This is a genomic window from Actinomadura sp. NBRC 104425 (genome assembly GCF_030269545.1).
Taxonomy (GTDB): Bacteria; Actinomycetota; Actinomycetes; order Streptosporangiales; family Streptosporangiaceae; genus Spirillospora; species Spirillospora keratinilytica.
In genome coordinates this window covers 1-3,353 of the sequence record NZ_BSTN01000070.1, presented here as the reverse complement: position 1 = coordinate 3,353, position 3,353 = coordinate 1, and the positions used below count along the sequence as shown (strand labels likewise).

7 protein-coding genes and 1 pseudogene are annotated in these 3,353 nt (G+C 66.7%); 4 read left to right on the top strand and 4 right to left on the bottom strand.

Annotated features, from left to right (window positions below; genetic code table 11):
- The 4 genes and pseudogenes from QSK22_RS33100 to QSK22_RS33085 all read right to left on the bottom strand — a co-directional run.
- A pseudogene (locus tag QSK22_RS33100) lies at positions 1–648 on the bottom strand (IS256 family transposase); the annotation flags it as partial.
- Between the two features lie 90 nt (positions 649–738).
- Positions 739–876 (bottom strand): DUF397 domain-containing protein, encoded by a 138-nt coding sequence (locus tag QSK22_RS33095; RefSeq protein ID WP_285498443.1) that lies wholly within the window; start codon positions 874–876, stop codon positions 739–741.
- A 52-nt stretch (positions 877–928) separates the two neighbouring features.
- Positions 929–1,126, bottom strand: coding sequence for a DUF397 domain-containing protein (locus QSK22_RS33090; RefSeq protein WP_285498442.1), 198 nt, complete (start codon positions 1,124–1,126; stop codon positions 929–931).
- Positions 1,123–1,845, bottom strand: a complete 723-nt coding sequence (locus QSK22_RS33085; RefSeq protein WP_285498441.1) for a DUF5753 domain-containing protein — start codon at positions 1,843–1,845, stop codon at positions 1,123–1,125. Before QSK22_RS33085 ends, QSK22_RS33090 begins: the two co-directional genes overlap by 4 nt.
- Before the next feature lie 186 nt (positions 1,846–2,031).
- Here QSK22_RS33085 and QSK22_RS33080 point away from each other — a divergent pair, with 186 nt between their 5' ends.
- From QSK22_RS33080 to QSK22_RS33065, 4 genes are all read left to right on the top strand, one after another.
- Positions 2,032–2,268: a hypothetical protein gene (locus QSK22_RS33080; RefSeq protein ID WP_285498440.1), complete on the top strand. Its 237-nt coding sequence runs from the start codon at positions 2,032–2,034 to the stop codon at positions 2,266–2,268.
- Between the two features lie 140 nt (positions 2,269–2,408).
- Positions 2,409–2,660 carry a hypothetical protein gene (locus QSK22_RS33075; protein ID WP_285498438.1) on the top strand — a complete coding sequence of 84 codons (252 nt, stop codon included), beginning with the start codon at positions 2,409–2,411 and terminating at the stop codon, positions 2,658–2,660.
- Positions 2,661–2,851: 191 nt separating this feature from the next.
- A complete protein-coding gene (locus tag QSK22_RS33070; RefSeq protein WP_285498437.1) occupies positions 2,852–2,986 on the top strand; it encodes a hypothetical protein in 135 nt (44 codons plus the stop codon).
- On the top strand, positions 2,983–3,353 hold a 371-nt coding region (locus QSK22_RS33065; protein ID WP_285498436.1), incomplete at its 3' end, for an rRNA adenine N-6-methyltransferase family protein. The genes QSK22_RS33070 and QSK22_RS33065, both read left to right, overlap by 4 nt.

Here is a 3,353-nt window from a genome sequence, read left to right as displayed (position 1 = left end):
GCAGGAAGGCGAGCCATCCGGCGCCGTCCTCGGCCGAGGCCACCTCGACCCCGAGGATCTCGCGGTGCCCGTCGGCGTTGACACCGGTCGCCACCAGCACGTGCACGTTCACGGTGCGGCCGCCCTCGCGGACCTTCTGGGTGAGGGCGCCGGCCACACGAACGCATACGGCCCACCTTCCAGGGGCCGGTTGCGGAACGCGGCCACCTGTTCGTCCAGCACCTTCGACATCTGCGAGACCTGGCTTTTCGAAATGCCCTGGATGCCCATCTGCTCCACCAGCCTGTCCACCCGCCGCGTCGACACGCCCAGCAGATAGCTGGTGGCGACCACGCTCACCAGGGCCTGCTCGGCCCGGCGGCGGCGCTCCAGCAACCACCCGGGGAAGTACGACCCGCTGCGCAGCTTCGGGATCGCCAGCTCCACGGTGCCGGCGCGGGTGTCCCAGTCCCGGTGCCGGTAGCCGTTGCGGCGGTTGACCCGCTCATCCGAGCGCTCGCCGTAGCCGGCGCCGCACATCGCGTCGGCCTCCGCGCTCATCAGCGCTTCGGCCATCGTCTTGACCATCGATCGCAGCAGATCGGGCTCACACGCCCCGATCTGCTCGGCAAACCAGCCCGCGGGGTCCACACTGGGGTTGTCGGCCATCGCGTCCTCTCCTTCGATCTTGGTTTTCGGCTTCTCGAAGGATCACGCGGTGGCCGTCTCATTTCACGACGCCATGCCCTCTGACCTGCATCAACTCGTACACCACCTCCGTGGACGCGACCGGTCCTTCGAGTCCCGCACAGTGATAAAGCCCTGAAGGGCTGCCAGCTCTACGCAAGCGTTCTGCTCAGTGCCACTGTGGCTGGACTTTCGCCAGTTGGGTGCCATGGCAGCACCTCCACTGTTTGGGGGGGCTGTTGATCGGGATGTCGCTGGGGGATCAGGTCAGGTCGTGGTGTCCGTTGCGGATGCGGTGGGTGAACGCTCGCCAGTCGTCGGAGTTGAACTCCACGCGGGGGCCGTTCGGGTTCTTGGAGTCGCGCACCGCGATGATCTCTCCGAGCTGCGCGATCTCCACGCAGTCGCTCTTTTCGAGGTCGGTTCCGCTGTGGCTGGACTTGCGCCAGACGGGAGTCATTCGAACTCCTTCATGACTCGTTGGACCAACTCGGCAGATGCATCCACCGGGAGCGCTCGATCACTGATGCGATCGAAGCGGGCTCGATACGAGCGTACATCCGTCGCATCCACGACGAGTCGCCCGCCGATGTTTGCTTCGACGTACACCGAGTCGTTGCCGTCCACTGTCATGATCTTGAAAGCCCCGTTGCGTCCGACGTGGGCGCCGGCGCTTTGAGGAACTACCCGCACGGAGATGTTGGGCTCGCTGCCAAGTTCCAGCAGCCTAGCGAGTTGACCGCGCATGACCTCCGGTCCGCCGACAGGTTGTCTGATGACACCCTCATCGAGGATCACCCACAGGTGCGGGCGCGGAGTCCGGAACAGGCACTCCTGGCGCTTCATCCGGACTTTCAGACCGGCATCGACATCTTGCGCCCCATCTGCGAGTGCGATCGCTCGTGCGTACGGCTCGGTCTGGAACAGGCCTGGGATCCAGGCGAGCTCCCATATCCGGAGTTCGGAGGAGCGGACCTCCATCTCGAAGTGTGTCTTGAACCATTCCGGGTCGTGGCCCGACTTGGCGAAGAGGACCAAGATCTGGAAGAGGCCGCGCGTGTCCCATTCGCGATCAAGGACCCGCGCGTGCTTCTCCAGAAGCTTGACCTGACCGGATTCAAGGCGCGAAACACTCGACCGATCAAGATCGAGTATCGCTCCCAGGGTGCTGCCGGACATCCGGCGCTCCTCGCGGTGTCTGCGCAGCTGAACCGCTATGAGGTCCCATAGCGACCTTTCCGGATTCAGTGACTCTCTGGCGCTCATTGATCACCTTGCGTTGTTGTATCTGCTGAACGAACCTTCCGAACGTAACCCGGAAGGCGCATCCTTGTCCTACGAACAAGCGAACTCGAAGGATCGGAAATGGACCCACAAACCGCCAAGGAAGATCGGGAGCTGGCCGAGCTGCGCCGCGATTTCACCGGCCACCGGATTTGGCGATCCGTGCGTTGGGACGGGCGGTTGAGTGATTGGGTGGCCACCCTTCATGACCCGAATGCCGGAATTCACCCCACGATAATTCGTGCAAATGCCGCCGAACTTCGCGACGCATTGCGCGAGGAGGCCGAGCGAGCCGCTGCGCGCAAGGGGCTGCGGTGATGAAACGGGTGCAATACAACGCGGCCTGGTCACCGGTGGGGACCGCGCCGCGGGGCGCGGTCCGGTGGGGGGAGGTGGGAGCGGTGCGGCCGGCGGGCATCCCCCCGGGCGCACCGGCCGTGCCGCTCCACCACACGCCCGTGCCCACGAACCGGCGGCCGGTCGCCGAGCCGGCGGACGAGCGGACGCGACAGACCGTCAGCGCCCACGTCGAGGGTTGCTTCCCCGGTGTCCAGTGCTGGTGGGGGCTCTACACGCGCCGTTGGTGGGCCTACGTCCCGACCCCGCAGGGCGACCGCCTGTTGGAGGCCGTCACCCCGGACGCCCTGTTCTGGCAGGTCGTGGAGCTTGTACGGAGAGCACGCACGTCGTCGTGGACGGCGAATCGGTGACGCGGTGGACTGCCCCGGACGCGCGGGTCATCGCCCGCCCCACGCGAGTGCGGGTGTGGCGTCCGGGGGCGAGGGGCGAGGAGATCGCGCAGCGGGTGGCGCGTACATAGCCCCTGCACATAGACACCAGCGCGGCGCGCGGGCCGCGCTGGGCCGACAACACACAGAAGCACGACGGAAGGAGAGGCCTCATGGGGCGACACGAGGGCGGCCAGGGCGGCGAGCGCAAGACCCCTGGCGGGACCGGTGACACTCAGAAGGGCACCGGGCACGGCGGCAAGGGAGACCACACCAAGGGCAACCCGAGTGACGGGCGCAAGTCGTGACCGACTGGCGGAAGATCATGGATCGGGTGCCGCGGAGCCTGTTCATGCCGTCGGTGGTGTGGGCTGATCTCGGCCCGGGGCCGTGGGTTCGGGTGGACCGCGAGACCGACCCGGCCGAGTGGGAGCGGGTGGCGCGGCTGGACCTGCCGCTGATCACCCAGTTCGAGGATGGTTGCGCCGAGGGCGAGGGGCTGCCCACGTCGTCGTTGTCGATGCCGACCGTGGTGGCCGAGTTCCTGGAGCAGCTCGACCCGTATGACCATCACCGCGTGTTGGAGATCGGCACCGGGTCCGGGTGGACGGCCGCGCTGCTGTCGGAGCGGGTCGGTGCGCAGAACGTCACGACGGTCGAGGTGGATCCCATGCT